Origin of the sequence: Pseudonocardia sp. EV170527-09, assembly GCF_008369905.1 — a bacterium.
GTDB lineage: Bacteria > Actinomycetota > Actinomycetes > Mycobacteriales > Pseudonocardiaceae > Pseudonocardia.
Genome location: NZ_VRMC01000219.1, coordinates 1 through 1784, shown reverse-complemented (window position 1 = coordinate 1784; position 1784 = coordinate 1). Strand labels below are relative to the sequence as shown.

Below are 1784 nucleotides of genomic sequence, written 5' to 3'. Positions count from 1 at the left end.
TCTCGTTCTCAGCAGAGCCCATAGGGTCTGATGTCATCACTCACAGTGCCCATCCCGCCGGACGCTGAGGTCCGGCGTGTCGGGCCGGAACCACCGTTCGTTGCACAGGCCCTTCGATGGCTCGGATGGCTCGCCCATTCCTCGACAGCATGGGCGTGGGTCTGTTCGATCAACGGAGAAGCCCGCGTTGAGGGCGATCAGGTGGCGCTGGGACGACACGTCCACTCGAAGGCGATCAGGGTGGACTTCCAGCGCATCGCCCACCGAGCGCGGCCTCCCCGTCGGGCCCAGCGAGCCGGTGATCAGGTAGAGACACGTGAGCGCGGCCCGCTCGGTGGGGAAGCGCCCACGGACCTTGACCGCGCGGCGGTCGCGGGCGTTGAGCGACTCGATCGCGTTGGCCGAGCAGAGGAGCTTGCGGATAGCGACCTCGCAGCCGAGGAAGGGCCCCGGAGTCCTGCTCAGGAGGGGCCGTGCGCTCGTGGACCAGGCGAACCGCCGGCTCAACGCTCCCAGGGCCGGCCTGTTGCCGCCTGACGAACTCGTCCATGGCAGCACTGTGCTCGTGGCGGCGACCGCCACCCCGGAGGATCAGGCCGTGTGCCGGGCAATCCAGTCGAGCATCGGCTGTGGGTTGTGCTGGAACTCGAGGTAGCCGTCCCAGCGACGCCGACTGCCTTCGATCCAGTGCAGGTGCTTGTCATCCGTGGGCAGCGCGTCATACATCGATTGCACATCGTCCGGGGTGACGAGGCTGTCCTCACGGACCTGGTAGATGAACGTCGGCACGCTCACCGCACCCGCCCACGGCACCGGATCCTGGGCGGACCTTCGTCGTCACCGGCTGGGCGGCCACGAGCGAGTCGACGTCATCGAACGCGGCAGGATCCTGGAAGGCCGCAGCGAACGTGGCGTCCGCGCCGAGACAGCGGCTGAACAGGCTCATCCGCATCGAACCGGTGTCAGGCCGGGTGCGGGCATAAGCGAGGGAGCCGAGCACGTCGCGGGCCTCGTAGATGCCGCTGGAGGTGACGCCGCCGTTGGCGGAGCCGCTGAGGCCGTGGTTGCGCAGATCGTAGGTGAGTACGTTGTAGCCCGCTTCGTGCAGAAGCCCGTAATCCGGCATGAACGGGATCTCGATGTTGTTGCCGCTGGGCGCCCACGCCGAGCACCACGGCTCGAGATGGCTGGGCAGACCGGTGCGGGTGAAGCCCATCGGGTGGTTGGCGATGACGAGTCGGTCGCTGTCGGCGGGAATGAACCAGCCCTCCAGCGGCACCCCGTCGCTGGCGGGGAAGCTCACGTCCTCGTAGTCCAACCCCAGGTCCGCGGGGGTGCCGATGACCGGTGCGCGCTGGTCACCGCGGAATCCGGCGGCAATGGTGTCGAGGGTCCGGGAGATCTGTTCTTCGTCCATGCTTCCAGCCTCATCCGCGTCGGCGCGGCGAACCAGGGGACGCTGACCCCTGACTCCCGACGGTTTCCGCGTCGGGACTCCGAACTCAGCGTTCATACTGGACGTCATGGATTTACCCCAGCTCGGCGCGTTCCTGCGCTCACGTCGCGACCGACTGCGGCCCGCCGAGGTCGGACTGCCTGCCGGCTCCCGGCGGCGGGTCACCGGGTTGCGCCGGGATGAGGTCGGCGAACTGGCGCACGTGTCCACCGACTACGTCATCTGTCCGGGGACGGGCTGTGGTGTCGGTTGATGGACGACCTGACGTGTCGTTGGCCCGGGCGCGATCATGACACGGCTGCCGGGACCGGGGACAGTGCTCTGTCCT

At 68.0% G+C, this 1784-nt stretch carries 3 protein-coding genes and 1 pseudogene; 1 reads left to right on the top strand and 3 read right to left on the bottom strand.

Features of this window, described 5'->3' with window-relative positions:
* Positions 1 to 197: 197 nt before the first annotated feature.
* The 3 genes and pseudogenes from FVA95_RS33350 to FVA95_RS28520 form a co-directional block, all read right to left on the bottom strand.
* Positions 198 to 447 (bottom strand): annotated as a pseudogene (locus FVA95_RS33350) (transposase); the annotation flags it as partial.
* A gap of 144 nt (positions 448 to 591) precedes the next feature.
* Complete coding sequence (locus FVA95_RS32305) at positions 592 to 789, bottom strand: hypothetical protein (RefSeq protein ID WP_205016028.1); 198 nt, start codon at positions 787 to 789, stop codon at positions 592 to 594.
* Entirely contained in the window at positions 761 to 1417 is a 657-nt protein-coding gene (locus FVA95_RS28520) for an alpha/beta hydrolase (RefSeq protein ID WP_205016027.1), read from the bottom strand. Before FVA95_RS28520 ends, FVA95_RS32305 begins: the two co-directional genes overlap by 29 nt.
* 106 nt (positions 1418 to 1523) lie before the next feature.
* On the opposite strand from FVA95_RS28520, the gene FVA95_RS28515 reads away from it, so the two are divergent.
* Positions 1524 to 1709, top strand: a complete 186-nt coding sequence (locus FVA95_RS28515) for a hypothetical protein (protein WP_205016026.1) — start codon at positions 1524 to 1526, stop codon at positions 1707 to 1709.
* Positions 1710 to 1784: the final 75 nt, after the last annotated feature.

Coding starts and splice junctions, on each gene's coding strand:
- FVA95_RS28520 (WP_205016027.1), bottom strand. CDS start 1,417: ATGGACGAAGAACAGATCTCCCGGACCCTCGACACCATTGCCGCCGGA.
- FVA95_RS28515 (WP_205016026.1), top strand. CDS start 1,524: ATGGATTTACCCCAGCTCGGCGCGTTCCTGCGCTCACGTCGCGACCGA.